The organism is Micromonospora orduensis, from assembly GCF_006228125.1.
Taxonomy (GTDB): Bacteria; Actinomycetota; Actinomycetes; order Mycobacteriales; family Micromonosporaceae; genus Micromonospora; species Micromonospora orduensis.
Genome location: NZ_VDFY01000117.1, coordinates 1 through 23,590 on the forward strand (window position 1 = coordinate 1; position 23,590 = coordinate 23,590).

20 protein-coding genes are annotated in these 23,590 nt (G+C 70.4%); 6 read left to right on the plus strand and 14 right to left on the minus strand.

From position 1 onward, the window contains the following. Positions 1–14: 14 nt before the first annotated feature. Positions 15–1,460 (plus strand): alpha-amylase, encoded by a 1,446-nt coding sequence (locus FHG89_RS08580; RefSeq protein ID WP_139583831.1) that lies wholly within the window; start codon positions 15–17, stop codon positions 1,458–1,460. A gap of 74 nt (positions 1,461–1,534) precedes the next feature. Beyond that, positions 1,535–2,446, plus strand: coding sequence for a L,D-transpeptidase (locus FHG89_RS08585; RefSeq protein WP_139583832.1), 912 nt, complete (start codon positions 1,535–1,537; stop codon positions 2,444–2,446). Between the two features lie 10 nt (positions 2,447–2,456). Here FHG89_RS08585 and FHG89_RS08590 read toward each other — a convergent pair whose 3' ends face one another. Genes FHG89_RS08590 through FHG89_RS08605 form a run of 4 tightly spaced genes read right to left on the minus strand, consistent with a single transcriptional unit; the run spans position 2,457 to position 5,935 of the window. Next, a complete protein-coding gene (locus FHG89_RS08590; RefSeq protein WP_139583833.1) occupies positions 2,457–3,080 on the minus strand; it encodes a response regulator transcription factor in 624 nt (207 codons plus the stop codon). Beyond that, a complete protein-coding gene (locus FHG89_RS08595) occupies positions 3,077–4,204 on the minus strand; it encodes a histidine kinase (protein ID WP_139583834.1) in 1,128 nt (375 codons plus the stop codon). The genes FHG89_RS08590 and FHG89_RS08595 overlap by 4 nt, the downstream gene beginning before the upstream one ends. 26 nt (positions 4,205–4,230) lie before the next feature. Continuing rightward, positions 4,231–5,031, minus strand: a complete 801-nt coding sequence (locus FHG89_RS08600; RefSeq protein WP_139583835.1) for an ABC transporter permease — start codon at positions 5,029–5,031, stop codon at positions 4,231–4,233. 1 nt (position 5,032) lies between these two features. Beyond that, positions 5,033–5,935 carry an ABC transporter ATP-binding protein gene (locus tag FHG89_RS08605; protein ID WP_139583836.1) on the minus strand — a complete coding sequence of 301 codons (903 nt, stop codon included), beginning with the start codon at positions 5,933–5,935 and terminating at the stop codon, positions 5,033–5,035. Positions 5,936–6,202: 267 nt separating this feature from the next. Here FHG89_RS08605 and FHG89_RS08610 point away from each other — a divergent pair, with 267 nt between their 5' ends. After that, positions 6,203–7,057: an alpha/beta hydrolase gene (locus FHG89_RS08610; RefSeq protein ID WP_139583837.1), complete on the plus strand. Its 855-nt coding sequence runs from the start codon at positions 6,203–6,205 to the stop codon at positions 7,055–7,057. A gap of 44 nt (positions 7,058–7,101) precedes the next feature. On the opposite strand, the gene FHG89_RS08615 is transcribed toward FHG89_RS08610, so the two are convergent. The 6 genes from FHG89_RS08615 to FHG89_RS08640 all read right to left on the minus strand — a co-directional run bounded on the left by FHG89_RS08615 (position 7,102) and on the right by FHG89_RS08640 (position 17,826). Then, positions 7,102–9,201 (minus strand): DEAD/DEAH box helicase, encoded by a 2,100-nt coding sequence (locus tag FHG89_RS08615; RefSeq protein ID WP_139583838.1) that lies wholly within the window; start codon positions 9,199–9,201, stop codon positions 7,102–7,104. Between the two features lies 1 nt (position 9,202). Beyond that, positions 9,203–10,507 carry a BREX system ATP-binding protein BrxD gene (gene brxD, locus FHG89_RS08620; RefSeq protein WP_139583839.1) on the minus strand — a complete coding sequence of 435 codons (1,305 nt, stop codon included), beginning with the start codon at positions 10,505–10,507 and terminating at the stop codon, positions 9,203–9,205. Next, the gene (gene pglZ / locus FHG89_RS08625; protein WP_139583840.1) at positions 10,504–13,218 is read right to left on the minus strand and encodes a BREX-2 system phosphatase PglZ; all 2,715 of its coding nucleotides are present in this window, start codon (positions 13,216–13,218) and stop codon (positions 10,504–10,506) included. Before pglZ ends, brxD begins: the two co-directional genes overlap by 4 nt. A 79-nt stretch (positions 13,219–13,297) precedes the next feature. Next, a complete protein-coding gene (locus tag FHG89_RS08630; protein WP_139583841.1) occupies positions 13,298–17,128 on the minus strand; it encodes a BREX-2 system ATPase PglY family protein in 3,831 nt (1,276 codons plus the stop codon). Positions 17,129–17,254: 126 nt separating this feature from the next. Further along, a complete protein-coding gene (locus tag FHG89_RS08635; RefSeq protein ID WP_139583842.1) occupies positions 17,255–17,509 on the minus strand; it encodes a hypothetical protein in 255 nt (84 codons plus the stop codon). Further along, positions 17,506–17,826: a DivIVA domain-containing protein gene (locus tag FHG89_RS08640; RefSeq protein WP_139583843.1), complete on the minus strand. Its 321-nt coding sequence runs from the start codon at positions 17,824–17,826 to the stop codon at positions 17,506–17,508. The genes FHG89_RS08635 and FHG89_RS08640 overlap by 4 nt, the downstream gene beginning before the upstream one ends. Before the next feature lie 368 nt (positions 17,827–18,194). Here FHG89_RS08640 and FHG89_RS08645 point away from each other — a divergent pair, with 368 nt between their 5' ends. The 3 genes from FHG89_RS08645 to FHG89_RS08655 all read left to right on the plus strand — a co-directional run bounded on the left by FHG89_RS08645 (position 18,195) and on the right by FHG89_RS08655 (position 20,243). Continuing rightward, positions 18,195–19,073 (plus strand): helix-turn-helix domain-containing protein, encoded by an 879-nt coding sequence (locus FHG89_RS08645; protein ID WP_208760908.1) that lies wholly within the window; start codon positions 18,195–18,197, stop codon positions 19,071–19,073. After that, positions 19,066–19,266, plus strand: a complete 201-nt coding sequence (locus FHG89_RS08650; protein ID WP_139583845.1) for a DUF397 domain-containing protein — start codon at positions 19,066–19,068, stop codon at positions 19,264–19,266. The genes FHG89_RS08645 and FHG89_RS08650 overlap by 8 nt, the downstream gene beginning before the upstream one ends. Positions 19,267–19,820: 554 nt before the next feature. After that, positions 19,821–20,243: a hypothetical protein gene (locus FHG89_RS08655; protein WP_139583846.1), complete on the plus strand. Its 423-nt coding sequence runs from the start codon at positions 19,821–19,823 to the stop codon at positions 20,241–20,243. 260 nt (positions 20,244–20,503) lie between these two features. Here the strand turns inward: FHG89_RS08655 and FHG89_RS08660 are convergent, their stop codons facing one another. The 4 genes from FHG89_RS08660 to FHG89_RS08675 form a co-directional block, all read right to left on the minus strand. Continuing rightward, complete coding sequence (locus FHG89_RS08660) at positions 20,504–21,175, minus strand: exonuclease domain-containing protein (RefSeq protein ID WP_139583847.1); 672 nt, start codon at positions 21,173–21,175, stop codon at positions 20,504–20,506. Between the two features lie 498 nt (positions 21,176–21,673). Then, positions 21,674–22,288, minus strand: a complete 615-nt coding sequence (locus tag FHG89_RS08665) for a PIN domain-containing protein (RefSeq protein ID WP_139583848.1) — start codon at positions 22,286–22,288, stop codon at positions 21,674–21,676. Then, positions 22,285–23,151 (minus strand): ImmA/IrrE family metallo-endopeptidase, encoded by an 867-nt coding sequence (locus FHG89_RS08670; RefSeq protein WP_139583849.1) that lies wholly within the window; start codon positions 23,149–23,151, stop codon positions 22,285–22,287. Before FHG89_RS08670 ends, FHG89_RS08665 begins: the two co-directional genes overlap by 4 nt. 15 nt (positions 23,152–23,166) lie before the next feature. After that, the gene (locus tag FHG89_RS08675) at positions 23,167–23,505 is read right to left on the minus strand and encodes a helix-turn-helix domain-containing protein (protein WP_139583850.1); all 339 of its coding nucleotides are present in this window, start codon (positions 23,503–23,505) and stop codon (positions 23,167–23,169) included. Positions 23,506–23,590: the final 85 nt, after the last annotated feature.

Sequence of the window (23,590 nt, forward strand, 5' to 3'; positions counted from 1 at the left end):
CGTCAGGAGTCCCGATGCACCGACGTCGACGCGGCTCAGCGATCCTCGCCCTCGGCCTGATCGCCAGCCTGCTCGTCCCCACTGCCGTGACGGCGCCCCCGGCCGTCGCCGCCCCGTCCGGCGGCAAGAAGGTCATCGTCCAGCTCTTCGAGTGGAACTGGCCCTCGGTGGCCAGCGAGTGCCAGAGCACGCTCGGCCCGAAGGGCTACGGCTACGTCCAGGTCTCGCCCCCGCAGGAGCACGTGCGGGGCAACCAGTGGTGGCTGGCGTACCAGCCGGTCAGCTACCGGATCGAGTCCCGCAAGGGCACCCGCGCCCAGTTCCAGTCGATGGTGAACACCTGCCACGCGGCCGGGGTCAAGGTGATCGTCGACGCGGTGATCAACCACATGTCCGGTCAGGACAACGGCGGCACCGGCTGGGCCGGCTCGTCCTACTCGCACTACGACTACCCGGGCATCTACCAGAACCAGGACTTCCACCACTGCGGGCGTAACGGCGGCGACGACATCGCCAACTACAACGACAGGTACGAGGTGCAGAACTGCGAACTGGTGAACCTCTCGGACCTGAAGACCGAGTCGGACTACGTCCGTACGAAGATCGCCTCGTACCTCAACGACCTGCTCTCCCTCGGCGTCGACGGCTTCCGGATGGACGCCAGCAAGCACATGCCGGCCGCCGACATCGCCGCGATCAAGAGCAAGTTGTCCCGCTCGGCGTACATCGTGCAGGAGGTCATCTACGGCGCGGGCGAGCCGGTCCAGCCGACCGAGTACACCGGAATCGGCGACGTGCACGAGTTCCGCTACGGCAAGGACCTGGCCCGGGTGTTCCGCTCCGAGCGGCTGGCGTACCTGCGCAACTTCGGCGAGGGCTGGGGCCACCTGCCCAGCGGCCCGGCCTCGGTGTTCGTCGACAACCACGACACCCAGCGCGACAGCGGCGGGGTGCTCACCTACAAGGATCGCGGGATCTACGCCCTGGCGAATGCCTTCATGCTGGCCTGGCCGTACGGCTCGCCGACGGTCATGTCCAGCTACACCTTCAGCAACCGGGACGCCGGCCCGCCGTCGGACGGCGCGAACAAGACGCTGAACTCGACCTGCTACTCCGGCTGGGAGTGCGAGCACCGCTGGCCGGTGATCGCCAACATGGTCGGGTTCCGCAACGCCACCGAGGGCGCGGGCGTGTCCAACTGGTACGACAACGGCAACAACCACATCGCGTTCAGCCGCACCGGCAAGGGCTTCATCACCGTCAACGACGAGGACTCCGCGGTGAACGGCCGCTCCTACTACACAGGCCTGCCCGCCGGCCGGTACTGCGACGTCATCCACGGCACGTACGCGGGCGGCACGTGCAGCGGCCCGGTGATCACGGTGGACGGTAACGGGTGGTTCGCCGCCAACGTTCCGGCGCACGACGCGGTGGCCGTCCACGTCGGCGCGCGAATCTGATCGTCCGGGGCCTCCGGCCGGCGGGTATCGCCGAACCGGGGGCCCCGAGCCGTTCGCCACCATAGAGTGGTTTGGTGCCGTTTGACCAGATGTCCCCGTACCGCCGCCGCGCCGGCTGGATCGCCGCCGCCATCGCCGTACCCGCGCTGCTGGTCGCCGCGCTGCTGGTCGGCCAGGCCCTCACCCCACGCTCGACGGCCCCCGACGACCGACGCGTGGTGGCCGCCGACCCGACGCCGAGCAGCGTCGAGCAGAGCCCGGAGGAGTCCGTCCCGCCGGCGGCGCCCGCCCCGGACGGGCTGCCGGTGGTCGACTACGACCCCGCGCCCAAGGGCTTCCCCGCCGACCCGGCCACGATGGACACCACGCCGCTGACCGAGGGCGTGCACCCGACCCGGCGCATCGCCGCGTACGACGCGCCCGGCGGACGCCCGCTGGCCTTCTTCGAACCGACGCTCGCCGGTGTCGAGCTGACCGTGCCGGTCGCCCAGAAGCGGGTCGGCTGGACGGCCGTCCTGCTGCCCTCGGCCAACCGGCGCCTGGCCTGGCTGCCGCCGGGCGGGTTCGACACGGTGGCGCTGCGCGACCAGATCGTGGTGGAACGCAAGGTCCACCGGCTCACCTGGTACCGCGCCGGCAAGGCGGTGCGCTCCTGGAAGACAAGCCTCGGCCAGGAGGGGCAGGAGACCCCGCTCGGCCGCACCTTCATCCTGGGTCGCACACCGCCGCCGGGGCAGGTCTACGGCGGGGTGGACATCTTCGCCCTCGGCTCGGTGCCCGACGACCCCAAGGCGGTGCCGACCGGGCTGCGCGGCGCACACATCGGCCTGCACACCTGGTACAACGACGACGAGCTGGGCGAGAACACCACAAACGGCTGCATCCGGGTGACCCGCAGCGGCCAGCGGGAACTGCTCGCCGAGGTGCGTCCCGGCAGCAGCCTGGTGGTGGTCGACCAACTGCCCACGCCGCCGCCGACCGCCTGAGCGGCGCCGCTCACTCGCCGAGCAGCCAGCCGTTGCGCTCGGCGACACGGACGGCGTCCGCCCGGTTGCGGCCCCCGGTCTTGCCGATCGCCGCCGACAGGTGGTTGCGCACCGTCCCCTCGGACAGGTGCAGCGCCGCCGCCAGATCGGCGACGGTACCCCCGCCCCGGGCCGCCCGGAGCACCTCGGTCTCCCGTTCGGTCAGCGGACTGGCGCCGGTGGCCAGGGTCTCCGCGGCCAGCGTCGGATCGACCACCCGCAGCCCGGCGTGCACCCGACGGACCGCGTCGGCGAGCTGCCGGGCCGGGGTGTCCTTGACCACGAAGCCGTTCGCGCCGGCCTCCATCGCCCGGCGCAGGTAGCCGGGCCGCCCGAAGGTGGTCACCACCAGCACCCGGCAGGTCGGCAGCGCGGCCCGCAGCGCGGCGGTCGCGGCGATCCCGTCCAGGCCGGGCATCTCGACGTCCAGCAGGGCCACGTCGGGCGTGTGCCGTAGGGCCTCGGTCACCACCTCGTCGCCCCGACCGACCTCGGCCACCACTGTCAGATCCGGCTCCAGCGACAGCAGCGCGGCCAGCGCGCCCCGGACCAGCGCCTGATCGTCGGCGAGCAGCAGCCGGATCGGCCCGCTCACCGGCCCTCCCCCGGCGCGTGCACCCGCAGCAGGAAGCCGCCGGCCGGCCGGCGACCGACGGTCACCACGGCGTCCAGCCGGCGCGCCCGCTCGCGCAGGCCCACCAGTCCGTGGCCGGTGACGTCGGGAGTGGACGGACCGCGACCGTCGTCGCTCACCTCGACCCCGTTCTGGTCCACCCGGACCGTGCAGCGCCGCGCCCCGCTGTGCCGGACCACGTTTGTCACCCCTTCCCGCACCGCCCAGCCGAACAACCGGTCCCACTCCGCCGGCAGCCGCGGCACGTCGGCCGGCAGGTCCGCCGCGATGCCCGCCGCGGCCAGCGCGGAGCGGGCGCCGGTCAGCTCCGCGGCGAGGGTCACCTCGCGGTACGCCCCGACGGTCTGCCGCACGTCGGCCAGCGCCGCCCGGGCCAGCCGCTCCACATCGGCGATCTCGGCGGCCGCCCGGTCGATGTCCACCTCGATCAGACGCCCGGCCAGCTCGGCCTTGATCGCCACCACGGTCAGCGAATGCCCGAGGATGTCGTGCAGGTCGCGGGCGGCGCGGGCCCGTTCCTCGGCGACCGCGAGCCGGCCGATCTCCTGCTGAGCGGCCCGGAGCTCGCTGTTGCGCTGGGCCAGCCGGGACACGCCGAACATGGCGAACGAGGCGAGCAGCACCGCGAAGGTGACAGTGCTCTCCCCCGTCCAGGACGGCACCAGCCCGGCCGCCACCAGGGGGATCAGCGCGCAGAGCGCAACGATGATCAACGCCTGCACCGCCGACAGTAGGAACACCGCGGCCGCGGCCACGAACACAAGCGTGGCCGTCCAGTCCCCGGCGGTGCCCGGGATGCTGGCCAGACCCAGCACGACCAACCCCACAAGCGCGATTCCGGCGCGGCGTTGAGGGATCGGCCGGAGGTGCTCGCGCAGGTTGCGGGCCCACTGGAAGAGCAGCACGTAGCCGAGGCCGAAGGCGACAAGGGTGGCGACGCCGACGATCTTCCGCCACGGCTGCGGCTGGTCCAGCGCGGTGGAGAGCGGCACGTTGAGGAAGAACAGCCACACGGCGGCCAGCAGCCAGCCGGTGAGCCGCCAACGGCGGCTCACCGGTCGGGGCCGACCCGTCAGCGAGTCCATCGGGTCCACGCTAACGGTCGCCGCCGTCAGACCCGCGCGGTGTCGCGGCGGAACAGCCGGGCCGCGCCGATGCCGAAGGCCAGCGCCCAGAAGACCATGTTCGCCACCCCGGCCGTGCTCACCCCGTCGCCGGTCAGCGGGGCGCGGGCCAGCTCGCCCATGCCGTACACCGGGGTGAACTCCGCGACCTGCTGGAGCACGTGCGGCAGCACCTCGACCGGGACGAACAGCCCACCGAACATGGCCAGCACGGCGAGGATCGGGCCGATGAACTGCATGACGTTCTCGGCCGGGACCAGGTAGCCGATGAACAGGCCGAACGCGGCGAAGACCAGCGAACCGACCCAGGCCGCCAGCCCGGACAGCAGCCAGACGTACGCCGGGATGCGGACCCCTGCCGCCGCGCCCACCGCGAACTCGACGACGACCGCGAGCAGGCCGAGGGTCATCGCGGTGGCCAGCTTCGTGGCCACGTACGCGGCCGGGCGCAGCGGGGTGAGCCGCAACTGTCGGCTCCAGCCCAGGGCGCGTTCGGTGGCCACCGCGCCGCCCGCGCTTGTCGTCGCCACCATGGCCGCGTACACGGCCAGGCTGATCATGACGTACGCGGTCACCGGGCGGCCGTTGTCCAGGCTCTGCCCGCCCTGTGGCAGGCCGAAGATGAGGAAGAAGACGCCCGGCATGATCAGCGTGAAGGCGAGGGTGCGGCGGTTGCGCAGCACCCGGCGCAGCTCGATGCCGAGCACGGCCGGTGTGAAGCCGCCCAGGGCGGGCAGCCTCCGGTCCGGCTCGACGGTACGGGTGGGGGTGGCCGGCACTGTCGTCATCTCAGGCTCCGGTCTGCTGCGCGGTGGTCAGGGCGAGGAAGGCGTCCTCGAGGTTGCGGGAGGTGATCTCCACGTCCCGGGCGTCGGTGCGGGTGAGCAGGTGCCGGGCGATCGCGTCCGAGTCGCCGGTGCGCACCAGCACGCTGTCGCCGCGTACCTCCACGGCGTCCACGCCGGGCAGCGCCGCGAGCGCGGCCTGGTCGGCGCCGGGCAGCGTGGCGCGCACCGTACGGCCGGCGGCCAGGTTCTTGATCTCGGCCGTGGTGCCGTCGGCCACCACGCGTCCCTGCCGGACCAGCACGATCCGGTCGGCGTACGCGTCCGCCTCGTCGAGGTAGTGGGTGGCGAAGATGACGGTCCGTCCGGCCCGCGCGTCCCGACGCAGGGCCTGCCAGAAGTCCCGCCGGCCCTCCACGTCCATCCCGGTGGTCGGCTCGTCGAGCACCATGAGGTCCGGGTCCGGCAGCAGGGCCAGCGCGAAACGCAGCCGCTGCTGCTGACCGCCCGAGCAGCGCCCGACCACCCGCCCGGCGAGGTCGGCGATGCCGGCCCGCTCCAACACCTCCGCCGCCGGACGGGTGTGCCGGTAGAAGTGGGCGGTCATCTCGACCGTCTCGCCCACGGTCAGGTCCTTGAGCAGCCCGCCGGTCTGGAGTACGGCTGCGACCCGGCCCCGGGCCACCGCCTCGTCCGGTGTACCACCGAGGACGCGGACGGTGCCCGCGTCCGGGCGGGCCAGCCCGAGCAGCATGTCGATGGTGGTGGTCTTGCCCGCGCCGTTCGGGCCGAGGAACGCCACCACCTCGCCGGGCTGCACCCGCAGGCTCAGCCCGTCGACCGCGGTGACCGCGCCGAAGGTCTTGGTGAGGCCGTGCAGCTCGACGGCCTGATGCGTACTGGTCATGGCATAGATGCTCCGGCGGCGCGTAGCCCGGTGCCCGGAGCGGCAGTCACGTCCCGGCCGTGACATTTGTCAGGGGCGCCCGGCTCGACGCGGAGCGTGACGGCCACGGGAGGAGACACCACCGAGAGCGATATGCCTCCGAGTCATAAATATGCCCCTGAGTCATATCGCCTGCCGACACATCCGCCCTCCGCGCGCGGCGGGAGGCATTGCCGGCGCGGCAGTGGGTAACCGCCGGGCCGGACACCGCGACACCGGGGGGACGCGATGGGTGCCACGCCGCAGGGCCGGGTCGACACGGTCGTGCTGATCCACGGACTCTGGATGACACCGCGCAGCTGGGAGGGGTGGATCGAGCGGTACACCGCGCGCGGCATGCACGTGATCGCCCCCGCCTGGCCGGGCATGGACCGGTCCGTGGAGCAGTTGCGCGACGACCCCACCCCGATCGCCGAGCAGAGCATCGCCACGATCGTCGCGCAGTACGACCGGATCATCCGAGGGCTGCCCCGCCCGCCGATCATCATGGGGCACTCGTTCGGCGGCCTGGTCACGCAGGTCCTCGTCGACCGGGGGCTCGGCGCGGCGGCGGTCGGGGTGCACCCCGCGGCCGTGAAGGGCGTGCTCAAGGTGCCGCTGAGCCAGCTGCGCTCCGGCTTCCCGATCCTGCGCAGCCCCGCCAACCGGAGCAAGGCCGTCCCGTTCACCCCTGACGACTTCGCCTACACCTTCGGCAACACGATGAGCCGCGAGGACTCCGACCGGGCCTGGCAGCGCTACGCCGTTCCGGGTGCCGGTCGGGTGTTCTTCGAGGGCGCGTTCGCCAACCTCGACCCGCGCTCACCCGCCCGCGTCGACAACGGACGCGACGACCGCGCGCCGCTACTGCTGATGGCCGGCGGACTCGACCACGTGGTGCCGGCGTCGGTGGTCCGCGCCAACGCGGGGCTCTACCAGAAGTCGCGGGCCCTCACCGCGTACGAGGAGTTCCCCGGGCGGTCGCACTTCACCGTCGGGCAGGACGGCTGGGAGGACATCGCCGACTACGCGCTGGACTGGTCGCTGCGCGCGGCGGCGCTGCCCCGGGAGGCGACGATCGCCAGCGAGGCCCCCCGCCGCTGAACCGCCCGTCGCCGATACTCATTGAGGAACCAGTGCACCCACTACTAGACGATGACGAACCGTACGGGTTCGTCCAGCACCACGGCAGCGCCCTCCAGGTCGGCCAGGCGCGCAGCCAGCGTGGCCGCGGCCAACCGTTTCGGCAGCGCGGCGCCGAACTTGAGGCCGTCCAGGGCCTTGTCGTTGACCTCTGGCAGGCACAGTCGGGTGGCGGCGTCCGCAGTGAGTGCCCGCCAGGTCGCAGGTGTGACATCTTCCCGTAGTCGGATGCTGTTGCCGTCGAACCGCTCCACCGGATCGACGACTTCGCCGAGTGTGGCGGTCAACGTGGCATTCGTCCGGAAACCCGCCCAGGTCCACCAGCGCAGGTCGCCGCTGCCCTCGCGGACGATGACAGTGCCACCGGGATGCACCAGGTGCAGTTTCTCCTCGCGCTCCCGCGCGAGGCGAGTCACCGCACGACGGGTGAGGGTGACCGGAGGCTCCGCTCCCAGCAGCACCTCACGCATCGCCCGCGTGATCTCGTGACTGCGGTACGCCCACCCGGTGCCCGTCCAACGGGCACGTCCGCCGTCGTCGGCAGGCTCGACGAAACACCGCCGTCGGCGCCAGTCGATGTAGGTAACGCGCCAACTCCGTCCGCTCAACAGCAGGCGGCGTTCGCCCCGGACCTCCTCGGTGAGCAGGCTGGGATCGATCCGACCGAGTTCGCTACGGCCCAGGAGGACGGTGAACTCGGGCGGCCCGGTGAATACGGCCGTCATCTCCATGAAGTGGCGACGGCCAAATCGCTCCTCGGCGGTGGGACCGATAAAGAGCATGCCCTCGTCCTGCTCTAGATAGCCGTGCTCGACGAGGTGTCGAACGATCGGCCGGGCATTCTTCTCAAAGGGCGGCAGCTCGTTCCAGGCCTGGATCCAGGTTTCCGCACCGATCCGATGCTCCTGAAGGCAGAGCGCGAGCACCTGTTGGGCAACGATGTGCCGAGGTTCTGGCGGCGCGGTGACCGGCTCCACCCAACCTCGCGACCAGAGCAGGAGCAGCGCGGCCGCCTCCACGAGCGGCTGGCCACCGAGCGTGAGGAACAGGCAGTTTCGGCTGCTTCCCGGACGGCGACCGGTGCGCCCGAGCCGCTGCAGGAAGGACGCCACGGTGGCTGGCGCGTCGATCTGGATCACGCGGTCCAGGTCGCCAACGTCGATGCCGAGTTCGAGTGTGCTGGTTGAAACGATGACGCAGTCCCGTGACTCGCCAAACGCCTGTTCCGCGCGGCGCCGCTCGTCCACGGACAGCGACGCATGCGACAGGAAGGTGGTGACCCCCTGCCCGCGCAACAACTGTCCGAGCTCCTCGACCGTCTGCCGGGATTCACAGAAGACCAGCCGCTTCTCGCCCGGATGCAGCGCGGCGATCACAGCTGCGGCGTTGGTGAGCGAGCCGACATAGTCCAGCTCGATCTCGCCCGCTGGTGCGCCACCCGCGATATGGACCACCTCGGGTGCGACGACCTGAGCCGGCCGGCTACCCGCGCCGGAGCCCTGGAGCCAGGTGAGCAGATGGTCGGGATTCCCGACGGTGGCGGATAGGCCGATCCGCTGCAGCGGCCGACCAGCCACCCGGGTCAAACGTTCCAAGACGGCGAGCAGGTGCCAACCTCGGTCATCTCCCGCGAAGGCGTGCACCTCGTCAACGATCACCGCTTGAAGACCGGCGAAGAACTGGCGATGGTCGACGTTGGCGCTGACCAGCATGGCTTCCAGCGACTCGGGTGTGGTCAGCAGGATGTCCGGCCGCTCGAAGAGCACGGCCCGCCGCCGCGAGGCGCCGACATCCCCGTGCCAGAGGGCCACCCGCCGCCCGAGCCAACCGGCGTACTGCTCCAGCCGAGGCGCCAGGTTGTTGAGAAGCGCCTTCAGCGGAGCGAGGTAGAGCACCGACGTACCGGTCCACTGGTGCGCGGCCATCCGGGACAGCAGAGGGAACAGTGCGGCCTCCGTCTTGCCGCCGGCCGTCGGGGCGAGCAGGAGGGCATCCAGGCCGCCCTGCACCGGGGCGATCGCAGCACGCTGCAATGGACGCAGGTCTCGCCAACCCAGAGTGTTGACCACGTGGTGCACCACGACCGGGTCGAGGTCCGGCAACACGTCAGATCGGCAGTTCGATGTCGTCGGCGCGAGCGGCGGCGTTGCGTTCCACCTCGGTCAGCTCGTCAGCCCGCAGGGTCAGTGCGTAGTGCCGCCGCGGGTCCCAGTCGGCGAACTGGTCCACCCGGTCAAAGACGTCCGCGACGAGCTTCTTGAGGTAGACGCGGGGTGCCACCCCGACCTGACCGCCCAGCGCGCCGGTGACGGCACGGGCCAGCGTGGCGAGGTAGTCGTCGTCCACCCGAGCGTCGACCTGCGCGCTGGCGTAGATGGCTCGGACCCGGCTGCCGAGTTCAACCAGGGCGTCGACAGTGAACCCGGATAGCCGCAGTTGGGTGGCGCGGGGGTTGTCCCAGCGCGGGTCGGGGCCTAGGTCGGTGGCGAGACGTTGCGCGAGCGGCGGGAGCCGCTGGACGCCCTGCGAGCCGTCGAAGAACGCGGGCGTCCCGGTGATCACGAGCAGGAGTCCAGGAAACCGGTCCGCGTGAACCTCGTCGATGAGCTGCCGGAGAGCGTTCAGTGCCTTGTCCCGCGCGTCGGAGCGCACCCGTTGCAGCGTCTCGACCTCGTCCAGCACCAGTAGCAGCCCCTGGTGGCCGCTGTCGCGCAGAACGGTGAGCAGCCCTTGCAGGAAGCTCAGCGCGCCGTAGTGGTCGAGGTCGCCCTTGACCCCGGCTGCCCGCCGCGCGGACGCGGCGACGTGCGGCTGCCCACCCAGCCAGGCTGCCAGTCCGTCGGCGGTGAGGTGGTCACCGCTGGCGCTGGCTGCTCGGTAACCGCGCAGGGCGGCGGCGAAGCCCGGCGTGCTGCGGGAAATGTCGCCCAGCCGGCGTTCCAGCAGGTCATCGACGGCCCGATCGAGCCCCGGCGCATCGTCCTCGGCGACCGTACCCGCGGCGAGCACGTCCTCCTCCAACGCGAAGATCCAACCGTCGAGTACGGGTCGGAACGCGCTGGGGGCGAACTGCTCCGTGCTGAGGTGCTCTACCAACCGCCGGTAGACGGTCTCCATTCGGTGCAGTGGTGTTTCCAGCTCGGAGATCTGCACCTCCGCGGCGGCGAAGCCGCGGCGCTTGGCGCGCTCGGCCAGCCAGCGGGTGAAGAAGGTCTTGCCGGCGCCGTACTCGCCCCGGACCGCCTTGAAGACGCTGCCGCCGCCGGCGACCCGTTCGAGGTCGTCGTCGAGGGCGGCGGTGAACCTGTCGAGCCCCACCGCGAGCGCGTCGAGTCCATTGCTCGGGACGACACCCCGACGCAGCGCGTCGATGATGTCCCGGCGCCGTCGAGCCGAGATCTCTCCGGTCACCGCTGCTCCAACCCGAACTGCTCGATCAGCAATTTCCGGTCGAGATGGACGGTGCGGCCGTCCGCGTCGACGGTGATCACGGGATAGCCCTCGACCTGAAGGAGCCGACGCAGCGCTGTGATCGTGCCGTTGATCCGGTGCGCAGGTACGCCAGACCGGGCGGCGAGGGTGTCCAAGGTTGCCCGGTCACCGCCGGCGATCAGCGTGTTCAGCAGCGCGGCGACCCGTTCGTCGGCCAGGGGCAGTCGGGGGTCGCGCCGTTGGGCGTAGCGCTCACTGGAGAGCAGGGCCGTCACCAGGTCGGGTGCGGTAGGGACAGGCTGCGGTGCGGCGGCCGGCGCGATGACGGCCGGCGCCAGGTCGAAGAGACCGTCGGTCTGCTGCTCAACGGATTTGCGCGCGCGACGCCGGGTTGCCGGCGCCGGGTCGGCCGGCGGGGGCGTGCTCTCCGTCAGCGGTTCGCGCCACCAGTCCGGGCTGGCCACCGGCGCGCCGGCCCAGCCGGGCACGGCGAGGTCGTCACCAGCGGTCAGAACGAGCAGTGGGATGACGGCTTCCGCCGGCGCAGCGCCGCCGTGATAACCCGCCTTGCGCGGCCCGTACCGCACCTCTTCCCGCCAGGGCAGGACGACGGATCCGCCGCCGAGCACCACCCGGCTGCCGGCGACGGCCACTTCGGCGTCACCGGGCGGGTCGGTAGGCGGTCGCCAACGGTTCTCACCGCTGGCGCTGGGCAGGGTGACCGACTCGGGGCCACGGTCGACGACGTGGCCGTGGTCGGAGACGATGACGACCACCCAGTCCGGGTCGCTCGCGGAGGTCAGCAGGTCGCCGACAGCGGTGATGGTGTCGTCGCCCCAGACGGTGGTACCCGGGTCGCTGCGGTCCAGAGCGTCATCGATCGTGTTGATGACCGCGGCGACCAAGCGGATCGACGGGTCGTCGAGGGCAGCGAGCACGTCCGGGTCCAGGGCCGCTCCGGCTCCGGCCCGCAACGCCGACTTGTGCAGCAGCCGCCCGGCGGCGAACCGTTGCTCGAACGCCTTCCGCTCGGCCCGCTGGCCGCCGGCAGCGATGCGCCCGCTCAGCAGGCTGCACCGGCTGGCCTCGGTGACGGTGGGCAGGGCCGCCAGCACACCCGTGCGCGGGCCGCCGTCGGGGGTGAGTTCCACCCAGGCGCCGGTCCGGGTGACGGACTCGGCCAGCTCGGTCGCGGCGGCGACACCCATGCCGTCCATGACGAGCAGCAGCACCCGGCGACCGGTGTCGAGGACCGGCTGGACCACCCGGTCGAGCACGTCTTCGACGCGCAGTAGCGCGCCGGGCTCCGCTTCGGCGCTAGTAGCGGCGGCGAGCAGCGTGGCGAACTGCTGGTCGTGCCGAGAACGGCGGGCGTCGACAGCCCGGTGCAGCAGTCGGTACGCCTCGGCGACCTGCGGGTCGGGATCCCCGGCGAAGACGTCGAGCCGGGCCCTATCGACCCAGCCGTCCTGCCGGACCTGCCGGTGCAACGCGTCGAGCAGGGTGGCCGGTGGCGGGCCGTCGGTGGTGTGCAGCCAGCGCAGCAGGCGGACGGCCATCCGGGCGGTTTCGACCCGGCGCGGCTCGGCGGCCCGGTGCTCCTCCACCGTGGCGAGGGCCGACTGTGCCCGTGCGACCGCCGCCGAGAGCGCCGACCCACCGGCCGGTACGGCGAGTCGGACGGCGTCGGCGAAGGCCCGCAGTCGCTGGACGAATCCGCTGGGCAGGACTGTCGAGGCGCCGAGCAGTGCGGTGATCTCGACCTCGGCGGCGATCGCCTCGGCCCGCCGCAGCATCCGCATCGCCTCGTCCCGGCCGTTGTCGCCCGACTCGAGCGTCCGGTAGACCCACGCCTCGGCCGCCTGGTGCAGCAGATCGGCCTGCTGCGGGCTGAGCCGAAGGCCGCCGAACCGGGGCTCCAGTCGGGTACGACCGACGGCTGCCTCCACCTGGACGGCGCCACCGGTGCCGGTGGGCCAGAGCAGCCCGGCCAGCAGCCCCAGCGGGATGACGTCGACGCCGTGTCCGGCACGTACGGCGGCCATCATCGGCACGGCGGCATGGCCGGCGGTCCCGGTCAGGTACGCGGTGATGCCGTCGGCGACGGCCTCCGGCAGCTGGGTGAAGCGCAGTTGCCGGCGGGCGTCGGTGCTCCACTGCACCAGACCGCTGTCGTCGAGTTCGGCGGGTGGCAGGTCGAGCAGTTCGGAGGTGAGGCTGCGCAGCGCATGGTCGCGGGTGAGGATCGCGCCGGGCGGCGCGGGCCAGCCGTCGGCCGGGGCGTGGTCGGTGAGCGCGTTGGCGACCCAGCGTCCGACCCGGACAAGGGTCGGGTCGAGGGCGGCCACCCCGCCGAACATCTGCCGGACCAGGTCCCACGGGTCGATCTTGCGGACGGTCTGCTTGCTGAGGTGGGCGAGGACTCCGTCACCCAGCTCGGTGTCGGTCAGCTCGGTCAACAGGACCAGCCGTTCGCCGTCGGCCCGGTCGTGCAGGGCGGCGCGAGCGGCCAGTGGAGTGGGACACGGCACCACCCGGACCCGACAGCCGTTGATGCTGAGCACCGTTTCGGCCGGCCCGTCGGGTCGAGCGGTCAGCGCGATGGCATCCGTCGAATCGCCCTCGGCCAGCCACGCCTCGACCTTGCGGCGGATCGCGTCGGGCTGGGCCACGCCGACCGGCACGCTCACGATGCCACCTCAGCACGACAGGCTGCGGATCCCGCCGCGCCGGCTTGCCAGTGGGCGAGGCGGCCGACCACCGAGGCTGTCACCGGATCTCCCAGGTGACCGTGACCCGCCGCCCGGCGGTGACGACGGCCGCGATCTCGGCGGCGACCTTCTCCCAGGTCTCCACGTCAGCAACCTCGCGATGCTGCTGGGCGACCGCGATCGGCCCGGCGCCACCGGGCAGCGCGACCGGCCCCGAGTCACCTGGCCCCTCGATCTGAGCCGTACGACCCGGTCCGGCGACGCCACCATTCGCGGGCACCTCGACAGGGTCGGACTCACGGGGCTGCTGCTGCCCCGGCACCGTGACGGTAGGGGTCGTCCCCCCGCCGTTCGGCGTACCGCCGGGGTTGTTGTCTGTGCGGCCTTGCGGCGGGTTGGTGGCGAGCAGCGCCGCCGACGCGTCGACTGCCGTCTGGAGGGCGTCCACCAGGTCCTGGCCGTGCTGCTGGTGCCGGGCGACCTCCCGGAGCTGCCCGATGATCGCCTGCGCCTGCTCGTCGTGGGCGGCCCGGGCCGAGATCGCCTGGAGCAGGGACCACTGGTGGCCTCGGGCCATGGCGGTGAGGATGGTGCCCGCCTGGCTGAGCAGTTCTCCGACGGCCTGATCGTCGACGTCACCCAGGTCGGCACGGGCAACCGTCTCAACCAGCACCACGTCGTCGCGCTCGGCGGCCAGCTCGGTCACGAGTCGGGCCGCGCGGCGGGCGGTGGCGAGCCGGCCGGTCGGCGCCGACGTGTCCAGGCCCAGCACGTCGGCGTGGGCTTCCAACGCCTTGACGAGGTCGTTCGCCGCTTTCGTGCGTGTACTCGCTGCCGTGCGCAGCGTTCCGGCGAGTTCACCGAGGTTGGCCGGCGTCCGCCAGACGGGCAGCACACCGCCGAAGATCGCCGAGCCCCGGCGGACCGCGCCTGCCCAGCTCTGCTCATCGGGCATAGGTGGGTGGCGCAGCTCCAGCTCGTCGCGCACGAGGGCGAGGTTGCCCACGTCGACCTTGCCGCCGTGTTGGTACCAGGCGAGCTGCTGCTCCAGCCCGAAGACGACGATGATCAGGTTTTGCAGCTCACGGTCGAAGCCGAACGCGGCGGGCTCGTCGATGAGCCGGCGCAGCACGTGCACCGGGAAGTGGTCGGTGTAGCCCTCGTTGGCGGCGGCCTGGAGCAGGTGTTGGCTCCACCGGCAGGTGCTCGTGTTGAGCACGTAGCGGCCGTCGACCAACTCGCCGAGGCGCAGGTTGTTGCAGACGCGCCGGAGGATGCGCTGGTCGACCGGGTTGGGCACGCTGACGCCGCGAGCAGGGTCGGCGGCGGCCAGCCGGGCGTACTCCAGGATCTTGGTCATCTCGCTGCGCGTGACGGGCTTCTCGTCGTCGGGCATGGCGGGCCGGCCCGGGTAGGACCAGGCAAGGAGTTCCCCGGTCAGGTTGTGGAACGCCTCGGCGAGGGTGCCGCCCCGGGGGTCGCCGACGTGCAGGCCCTCGGCGAGGGTGTGGAACACCCCGATGCTGTCGTCCTGCACGTCGGAGCCGCGCGACGTGGCCGACCCGTACGCCTGCATCATGGCGCTGATCAGCGTGCCGCGCAGTTGGGTCTGGCGCTGCTGGAGGTAGACCCGGCCCTGCTGGCGGTCGGCGAGGGGCCAGTCGGCGGCCAGCGAGTTGAGCCGGTCGCCGGTGCCGTTGCCCAGCAGGTAGTTGATCCTGGCGAGCTGGCCGACCTTGCCCATCAGCTCGTCGGTCAGGAAGTAGGGCAGCCAGAAGACCGTCCGGGAGCCCCGTTCCAGGCGTTCGATCCGGGCGCGGTCAGCGCTGCGTTCGTAGCCCTGCGGGTCGAACGGATAGTCGATGACGATGCGCCACGCCTCGCCGGTGGCGATCAGCGCGGAGACCGGCATGGTGTCGGGGTCGCGGACGTTGCCGAACTTGACCTGGACGGTGTGCTTCCGACCCCGCCAGTCCCGGGAGTGCAGCAGCTCACCGAGCTGCCCCTCGGCGCCGGCGATGCCCATCTCGGCGGTGACCAGTTCCCGGATGAGCTGCTGCCGGACGCCGGTGGTGGTGGCCTCGTCCTCGGGGACCAGGTCGAGGAGCTTGTCGTAGTCGACGGTGTGCAGCTTGAGCGACACCACCGGGTCGGGGGTCTTGGTCAGGTGCAGCTCGCCGGCGCCGTCGGCGACTCGGTTGAGCCGGTTGAGCACGATCTGCCGCTCGTAGCCGGGGATCGGCGAGGTGATCGAGCCGAAGTTCAGCGCGTGCAGCTTGGCGGCGGTGAGGTTGTGCAGGGCCGGCACTTCGGGGACCAGCGCGCCGAGCAGCACCGTCTTGACCAGCTTGTCGTCGAGCTGGAACTGCTGGTGGCCGGCCGCCTGATCTTCGGTGATGCCGTTGAGGTTGAGCAGGATGGGGCGCAGCTTCTGGGTGTAGAGGGTGCGGGCGGCCTGGAAGAGCTGCTTGAGTTTGGGCCGGTCGGGCAGCTCGCCGTGCAGGACAAGGGGGTCGAAGAGCGCGGCCACCCCGATCAGGTCGTTGACCTTGAGGGTGTCCCGCCGGTCGACGAGCAGCTCGGTCATCACCTTCAGCGCGGTGCGTTCGCGCTGCAACGCCTGGGAGAGCGCGACCAGGGTGGCGACCAGCGCGGGCGAGAACGGGTAGAGCTTGCGGAAGGCGGCGGCGTCGGAGCCAATGCCGGCGTCGCCGTACTGGGCGCCGAGCAGCAGGGCGTCCCAGACCTCCCGGTTGCCCTTCACGGCAGCGAAGGCGTTGTCGATGACCGCCCGGCCCTCGTCGGTGAGCGGCTTGAGCAGCCGCTTCTCGGTGATCTCGGGCAGGTTGGTGTCGGCGAGGGCGATCTCGCCGAAGCGGCCCTGGACGCTGCGCATCACGTGCGCCAGGGCCTCGCGCTCGGTGCCGCCGACCTGGGGGCCGAGGAAGTCCTCCAGGTTGCGCTGCCGGGCCACGATCGAGATCAGCGGCAGTGGCCGGGTGGCGTCGGCCGACTCGACGAGCTTGTTGAGCTTGGCACCCTCGGTGTTGACGAAGACGTGGTCGCTGATCTTGGTGGAGAGCCAGAGGATCAGCTCGTCGAGGAAGAGCACCAGGGCGTCGTACCCGAGGGCCTTGGCGTGCCGGGTGATCACGGCGAGGCCGGTGTCCAGGTCGAGGTACTCCCCGCTGCGGACCGCACCGGTGAAGAACGTGCTGGTCAGCGCACTGACCAGCCGGTCCCGCTGCTCGGTGCCGGGCGCCGCCGCCGCAGCGGCGGCGTAGCTCTGCGGGGTCCAGCCGTCGGCCTGGGCGCGCAGCGCGGCGAGTGAGAGGCCGCCGCCGGCCGCGGGTGCGCCGCCACCGTCGCGCAGCGCCGCGAAGAAGGCGTCGTCGCCCATCCGCTCGCGCAGCCGGGCGGCGTCGTCGAGCATCGCGTCCGACCGGTGTACGGCGGGGACGGGCGCCTCAGGGTGCAGCGCGGTGATCTGGTTGAGGTAGCCCTCCAGGACGGCCTGCTCGACGGAGCGCGCGTCGAGCATGTGGAAGGTGAGGGTGAGCAGCCTCCGGTCGCGCAACCAGGGGTCGGCGGCGAGGACTGGCTCGGCCAGGCCACGCACCTCGCGGGCGGCCGGGTTGTGCTGGAGGATCTCCCGCAGCACCGCCATGAAGTGCGACTTGCCGGAGCCGAACGAGCCGTGCAGGAACATTGCCTGGGAGCGACCGGTGGTGACCGCGTGGCCGATGCGGCGCAGCGCCTCGGCGAAGTTGTCCCGAAGCTGGTCGGTGACCACATAGCGGCGCAGGTCGGCGCCCTCGGCGGCGCGGACGACGAAGTCGCCGTCACCGACCGAGGTCGGAATCTCGATCACGTCCCGCAACAGAGTCATCGCCGCTCCTCGCCCCCCACCAGCTCCCCGTGACGCCGGCGTCACCGGCAACCCGCCGATCCTAAGGTGTCATCGCCGCAGGTCCCAGCCGCCGGCCGGACGATCAGGAGATCCGTTTGGCCGCGCTCACCGCCGCCGGAACCGCCGGGAGCACTCACCGTCGTGGTCGGGCCGGAGCAGACACCGCCGGCCGCCCGGCATGAGTCGGTCGCAAAAGACCCAGTGGCGTACGTTCTGGTCGTCCTCGGCCGACACAGTGGTGCCGCCTGGCTCCGTTTGCGGCAGGACGTGCGTCCAGTGCGCCACCACCCGGGCGAGCCGCTGGGCGGAGACCAGGTCGTTCACGACCACCGGCAGGTGGATGACCCAGCGCTCAGTCACTGGTCGTACCCCCGCTCGTTGCGGGCGCGGGCCTGCTCGGACTGCCAGCGGCGCAGCGCGTTCGCGTCCTTGACCCGGTCGGTCTCCCGGCGGCTCTGCGCGAGCGCGTCGTAGACGACGGCCAGGTCACCGGCGACCCGGTCGAGGAACTCCCGCACCTCCTGCGGGTCGAGCCCACGCCGCCCGAACGGGGTCGGCCGGAAGCCTCGCTCCCGCACCTGCCAGGGGCGCAACGGATGGTAGGCCGCCGAGCGGTAGCAGGTCGGCCCGCTGACCGACCGCTGACGACGCCGGGCACGCCGGAAGAAGACGCGCATGACAGGACCTGCCTCTCAACCGTCGAGATTGACCTGTGGAAGGGGCGGGCCCATCGGCCCGCCGCGCACCGACGGACCCACCCCGGCACCTGCCATCGCAGCCTTCAATGAGCAGTACGACAGCAGGGCACGCATGGCCGCTGAGCAGCGAGAACTCCACAGTGGCCGCACAGGCAGTGAAGCACTGGGCACATGCAATTGCAACATCTCAATAGCGTCGTCCGACGAGCGGCTTTGCTGATGAGAGATACTGACTGTGATGTGTCTATTGCTTGTGAGACACCACGGCGCTTCAATTGGACGGGCAGCTGTTGACGGATAACCACAGTCGGAGGCGGAGAGTGTCACAGGCAGTGACGGGCTCGACCATGTTGCGGCGGCAGATCGGACGCAAGTTCGAGTCGCTCCGTAAGGCGGCGGGACTGACGATGGAACAGGCCGCCGACCGCTTGGACCGAGCCCGCGCGACGCTGCACCGGATCGAAAACGGCGCCGAGCACGTCCGCTTCCGACAGGCTGACGTGCAGCAGATGCTCGATCTCTACGGCGCCTCCGCTGAGGACAGCGAGCTGCTGCTCGCCCTGACGGCAGCGACGCGGGAGAACAAGAACTGGTGGCATGACTACGTGGGCTCCGGCCTGCCGCGCTGGTTTCAGCTCTACATCGGTCTCGAAGCGGCGGCGTCCGGAATCCGGCAGTACGAGGCCGAGCTGGTTCCCGGCCTGCTTCAGACCCGCGCCTACGCCGAGCAGGTCTTCAAGATGCCCGGTGGCTCGATCAACGTGGGAGACACTGACGAGCAACAGCGAGCTGTCCAGCTCCGGGTCGAGCGACAGGCACTCCTTACTCGGTTTTCAGCACCGCAACTCAGCGTGATAATCAACGAGGCGGTGTTGCGCCGACCGGTCGGCAGCGCCACGATCATGGCCGAGCAACTGCACCAGATCCTGAAGGCCGCGGAGCTACCGAATGTAACCGTCCAGGTGCTGACTTTTTCTGCCGGGCTGCACGCCGGAGCGATGACCGGAGCCTTCTCGATCCTGGAGTTCCCCCGAGACAGCAGCGGCAAGGAGGTGGAGCCGCCGGTGGCGTACCTGGAGGCCGCGACCGGCGCGATCTACCTCGACAAGCCGCACGAGACCGCCGCCTACAACACCATCTGGGCCGATATGACGGGCCGCGCTCTCAACGAGTCCCGATCGAAGAGCCTGATCCAGCAAGTCGCAGAGGAGTACTCCCGTGCCTGACCTGACCGGTGCCGCCTGGCGCAAGTCGAGCCGCAGCAACAACGGCGGCAACTGCGTCGAGGTCGCCGACAACCTCCCCGGCATCGTGGGGCTGCGGGACAGCAAGGACCGGACCGGCGCGGTGCTGACCATCGAGCCAAAGGCGTGGGTCGCCTTCGTGGAGGGCGTCAAGGGCGAGACGCTGAGCGACTGATCGTCAACCCTGCCGCCTCCGAGGCACGTCGGAGGCGGCAGGATCGCCTCGGGTCGAGGACTCGACGCCGCCCGCATCGGTCGCAAGAATCGATCCGTGGGGATGAGCGATCGACGCAACGGCAGGCGCAGTGGTCAGAAGGGCAGGAAGGATGCCCAAGCCGTGCCCGTGCAACTCGAAAATCCGTGGCCACCCGGTGGGACGCGCGGCGTAGTCACCACAGGGGGGCGGACCTTCCATCGGGATACTGACTGTCCCGGCTACCGACAGGGCGTGCGACAGGCGCAGAAGAAGGGTCGCAGGGTCAACGAGGTCGAGACTGTCAGCGCTGCCGCCGCACAAGACCGAGGTAAGCCGGCCTGCCGCATCTGCTGGCCCCGCACCTGACTCGACAACATCAGCACCAACTGCAGTCTCGAACCCGGCCCGCTGCAACATAGCGCATGTGCCACGAGCTGCACTTACTCCTTGCGCGGTCGCGTCAGGCATTCAGTCAGCGCGAACAAGGCGTAGGGACAATCAATGATGGTCGTCTTTGCCAGTATCGTGCCTTCATGAGCCCCTCCCATGAGTTCACTGTTGATCAACTGAACGCGGCGCTTGACTTCGTGATCAAGAACGGCGCAGAGGATCGGGGGCAGACAGTCTCCTACTCCCGGGTCTTCGAGGCCGCTGGCCTACCAGCTCCGCAGTACCTTCACATGGGCGGCGACTCCCATCTGGTCACCGAGTTCATGGCGTCCTTTCACTACCGCTGCCAGGAACGGCAGCTGCCGCCGCTGGACGCCCTGGTCGTCCACGTCGCTGGGCAACGCAAGGGCTTCCCCGGTGCCGGCTACTTCCGGGTCAACGGTAAGGCTGATCCGCTCGGTGAGCGGATCACTGCAGAGGCTCAGGCCACCAGCACCCGGTTCTGGGAGATGCAACGGGAAGAGTGCAAGCGATGGGGCACCAAGAGCCGGCGCGGACAGCTCTAGAGCTCGCTGACGACACATCCACCCCTGGTCCAGACAGGTCACTCCATGGCGCCTTCCCCTGCCAGCCTTATGGCAGCACTCACCAGCCCGGGCGACTACGCCGTGAGGTCGGACAAGAAATTGGCGACGGCGGTACGCCGCGCCCTCTATGAGAAATCCTGGCTCGACGTCGACGTGCGACCGGAGGCGTACCGGATGGGCGTTTCACCCGCGCGGCCCGGAGGCCGCGCGGGTAGCTGGTGCGCCGCGCAGCTGGACGCTTACCGGCGTCGCTTGGTCTCCAACGGCCACTGCAGACTCACCTGCTCGTCCCGCCCCTGCCTGTCGTAGTAGGCCTGAAGCTCGCGCTTCTGCTCGGCGTACCAGGTGACCTGCGCCCGGTGGAGGTCGTCGGGTCGCATCCCGGCGATCCGTGCATGGCGGGCCGCGATTGATACCGCCATCTCGGCAGCTGCCCGCGCATCGCTCGCGGCATCGTGGGCGGTGGTCAACTCGACCTCGTAGTACCTAGAGAGGTCGCCCAGCCGCCACCCTCCGGACCAGTCGGGCTCAACCTCCCGGTGCAGGATCGACGGATCGATGATGCTGGCCCGCTCCCATTCCACCGCCGGCAGACCGTGCCGGGCCAACTCGGTGTGGAGCGCCGTGACGTCGTAGTGAGCGCAGAAGGCGACGAGCGGTGTGCCGTTCACGATCAGCTTGGCGATCTCGGTGCTGAGCTCGGCCAACGCCTCACGGGGTGCCGCCCCGGCGTCGCGCACCAGCTCGTCGGTGATGCCGTGGATGGCGATGGCGTCCGCCGGAATCGGCACCCCCGGATTGATCAGCCAGGTCCTGGCCGTGCCGTCGGCGTACACCAACGCCGCGGACACGATCCGCGTGTCCTGTGGCTCGCCGTCAGTGCCCTCAATGTCGAAACCGACGACGGGCATGTCGTGCCACCCGCGGTGATCTCCCACCGGCGGCGCGGCTTGGACCGGCGCGCAGGCCTGGTGGAACGAACTCCAACGGCCGCCGAGCCTGAGGGCCTGTCCGGCTCCGGCTGCCACCCGTTGCCCGCACCTGCCACAGCGTCCGGCGAACTTGTTGATCACGTTGAGGGGTCTCCCGGCAGTCTCGTCGCGCTGCCTCCCGCATGGAGCAGGCGAGGAAGCTACGCGTTGATCGGTACAGCTAAAGATCTTGGCTCACCGATCTTGCGTACGTGACCCCACAGGCCCCGACGATTGGCCCAGATCGTCGACCTTTGTAGACGGATACTGCGAACGCTGAGACAGCGAGCCCCGCCAACTCGGGCGTCACGACCCGCCCTGTGGTCGATAGCGCGCGCACCGGATGAGGCACATACATCAACCCGAGATAGCCCCACACGAGAAGGCTGCCGGGAACGCCGTCGTGTGGTTACGGCCCGCTGGCTCGACTGCGGCCGCTTACCGCCAGCAGGCGGTCGACATGAGGTTCGTCGTATCGACCGGCGGCAGGCCGTCATCGAGACCGCGTAGCCGCTCGTAGACGTCGCGCATCGCAGTCTTGTCCGGGATGTGCTCGCTGCCTGCTGCGCGTTCCAGGACTGTCAGCGTGTTCACCAGCCTGATCGATCCCACCGCACGGCCTTGAGCTCGAAGCCGTTGCAGTCGGCCTACTTCCGAGGTGGCGAGGCGCGCTCCTGCCCCATCGTCAATGAGCACGGTCATCGACTCGCCAGCTTCGGCAGCGACCACAGCGTGCGCCACTACCATTACCTCCCCCAGGTCTCTCGACTGCTTCAGCCGCTCGTGCATGGGTTGCCGGGTGATCCGGTGGACCACTGCGGCGAGTTCGGGTGTCTCGTCGTCGGAGAGAATCTGTAGCCAGCGCGGTGCCAGCTTTCGCCACACTGTCGCGGCAGAACGGAAGCGCGGGTCGTCCCGAGACTTGCGCATGACCTCCGACTGGACCGTCTCCGGGGCGCTGAGCGGGCCGAGAATGCCGATCAGGAGCCGCTCTCGGTTTATCGAGAGGAAATTCAGGCTGGGCCCAGCGTCAATGATCGGCCGTTCGCTCATCGTGCGTCTGTCTCGATCGTCCGGTCCGGCGGGTCGTCTGGCGCGCTCAGGTCCTCGTCCAGCGCCGCCAGGTCGATCGGAACCTCCGGCAGCTCAGCGGGATCGGCCCAGGCGATCGGACGGTCGACAGGCACCACGCCCGCTTCCCGCAGCTCCGCTTCGGCGGTCTCTGCGGCGATGCCACGCAGGTTGGCGATGGCCTGCACGGGGAGCACACCCTCCACGTAGCCCTTGGTCGCGCGGGCGAGCAGACGTTGCGGAGCCCGCCGCTTGTCGGAGTCGGCCTGCAGTGCGTGGTATTGGTCGATCCACCCGAAGCGCACCGCAAGCTGGGGTGTGGAGAGGGCCATCCACTCCGCCTTGGTGGTGACGTTGATGTACCCGCCCTGGTGCAGCGCGATGGCTGCGACGGCGGGTGAGACCAGGAATCGCTGGACGACCACGGAGAGGGTGGACCGCGTCGCTGCCTGCTCTCGGTCGCCGAGGAAATCCCGGAGGCCGTCCACGGGGAGAAGCAGGTGCCTGGCGAAGGCATCGGCCCGGATCTCGGCAGGGGACCGAGCGCTCAGGTCGCCCGCGTCGGCGTCCGCCCAGTCTCCGAACTGCACGTGGCCGAGCTCATGAGCAAGCGTGCTGCGCTGCCGAATCGGTCTCCGGGAGCGGGCAACCCCGATGAACATCGTGTTGCGCTTCGGGTCTCGCATCGTCAGGCCGTGCTCGTCCGGTCCGGCATCGAGCACGGCCACATCAATCCCAGTCGCCTGCTCGATGATCGCAATGAGATCACCCAGAGGCTGCACGCCCAAGCGGTGCTCTCTGCGGAAGAGGGTGGCAGCAGCACACCCTTCGGCTTCAGCGTTCACGGTCTTCCACCAAGGTCAGATCGTGGCCGGGATGGCCTGCTCATCGAGGTAGTCGTCCAGCTCCAGGAAGTGCAGAAGCGCCTGACGCATCTCTTCCATCCCCGAACCGTTGGTGGCCCGAGCCGCGTACTGGGCGCGGTCGGCAACCGTCTGCGCCCCGGTGAGCTGGGCCACCGTATGCCCCGTCGCCCATGCAATCGCCACAATCTCGGGGATCTTCGCCGCCCGGTCGCCGGAGATTATCCGTGACAGGGTGGCCTGGGAAATTCCCGTCCGGTCCGCAAGGGCTCGCTGACTGAGGCCGGCAGCCACCCTGGCACGCTCAATCGACACACCTACATCGACCCTGGCCATGACCTACCCCCAAGCAGTGAATCATGATCATGTCGTTTGATTCAAGTCTACACACCGCCCGCATGCGCCCGCCAACTTTGACAGG

Excerpts from the sequence above, each read along its gene's own strand:
- FHG89_RS08580 (WP_139583831.1), top strand. The coding sequence starts at position 15 with ATGCACCGACGTCGACGCGGCTCAGCGATCCTCGCCCTCGGCCTGATC.
- FHG89_RS08595 (WP_139583834.1), bottom strand. The coding sequence starts at position 4,204 with ATGGACTCGCTGACGGGTCGGCCCCGACCGGTGAGCCGCCGTTGGCGG.
- FHG89_RS08600 (WP_139583835.1), bottom strand. The coding sequence starts at position 5,031 with ATGACGACAGTGCCGGCCACCCCCACCCGTACCGTCGAGCCGGACCGG.
- FHG89_RS08605 (WP_139583836.1), bottom strand. The coding sequence starts at position 5,935 with ATGACCAGTACGCATCAGGCCGTCGAGCTGCACGGCCTCACCAAGACC.
- FHG89_RS08610 (WP_139583837.1), top strand. The coding sequence starts at position 6,203 with ATGGGTGCCACGCCGCAGGGCCGGGTCGACACGGTCGTGCTGATCCAC.
- FHG89_RS08630 (WP_139583841.1), bottom strand. The coding sequence starts at position 17,128 with ATGACTCTGTTGCGGGACGTGATCGAGATTCCGACCTCGGTCGGTGAC.
- FHG89_RS08640 (WP_139583843.1), bottom strand. The coding sequence starts at position 17,826 with ATGCGCGTCTTCTTCCGGCGTGCCCGGCGTCGTCAGCGGTCGGTCAGC.
- FHG89_RS08645 (WP_208760908.1), top strand. The coding sequence starts at position 18,195 with ATGTTGCGGCGGCAGATCGGACGCAAGTTCGAGTCGCTCCGTAAGGCG.
- FHG89_RS08655 (WP_139583846.1), top strand. The coding sequence starts at position 19,821 with ATGAGCCCCTCCCATGAGTTCACTGTTGATCAACTGAACGCGGCGCTT.
- FHG89_RS08660 (WP_139583847.1), bottom strand. The coding sequence starts at position 21,175 with ATGCCCGTCGTCGGTTTCGACATTGAGGGCACTGACGGCGAGCCACAG.
- FHG89_RS08665 (WP_139583848.1), bottom strand. The coding sequence starts at position 22,288 with ATGAGCGAACGGCCGATCATTGACGCTGGGCCCAGCCTGAATTTCCTC.
- FHG89_RS08675 (WP_139583850.1), bottom strand. The coding sequence starts at position 23,505 with ATGGCCAGGGTCGATGTAGGTGTGTCGATTGAGCGTGCCAGGGTGGCT.